The organism is Psychrobacter sp. 1U2 (assembly GCF_051847575.1).
The window spans coordinates 1-579 of record NZ_JBPYDC010001541.1; the positions used below are offsets into that span (position 1 = coordinate 1).

Genomic DNA, 579 nt, shown 5'->3' on the forward strand with positions numbered 1-579 from the left:
TTATGCTTATATTTAAAGGAGCTTCTAGAAAAAGTCCATGATCTCAGTGACCCTAGTTTTTCCTACGCATTTTTTAGACTTGCTGGACTATTTGTTGATTTAGGTAATAGGGATTCCAACCTAGAGTCTTCTCAAATCGGATTGGAAATAATGGAGTCTAATAGCTTTGAACACTGTTTAACTCGTGATAGTTATTACTACTGCTTAGCAAGCGCTAAAGGTAATTTGACTCAAAGTGATTCCAATAACTATTGTAAAACTGATGTCAGTAAGATAGAAAGATTTTCAGAAGTAGGATCATTACTTCTCAAAGCAACTATGATTCGTAGAAAAAATAAAGATGTTTTGTCGCCACAGGTCATGGTTAATATGGGAATAAATCTATATCTGCAGTATAGATTTTCAGAAGCATTAAGTTTGTTTGACAAGGTCAATTGTATGGGATTAGACATTCCAGAATCTTGGGTAAATCGCAGTGAATGTTTATCACTATTAAATCAGATTACAGAAGTATTCTCGATCCAACAATATAAAGAGGTAGCTCAAGGCTATTATCATGCTAGTGTTTCGAGTGAATTT

The 579-nt window shown here is 33.9% G+C and carries 1 protein-coding gene; it reads left to right on the plus strand.

The window, feature by feature from the left end:
• On the plus strand, positions 1 to 579 hold a 579-nt coding region (locus tag ACS8FD_RS23075; RefSeq protein ID WP_439277571.1), incomplete at both ends, for a hypothetical protein.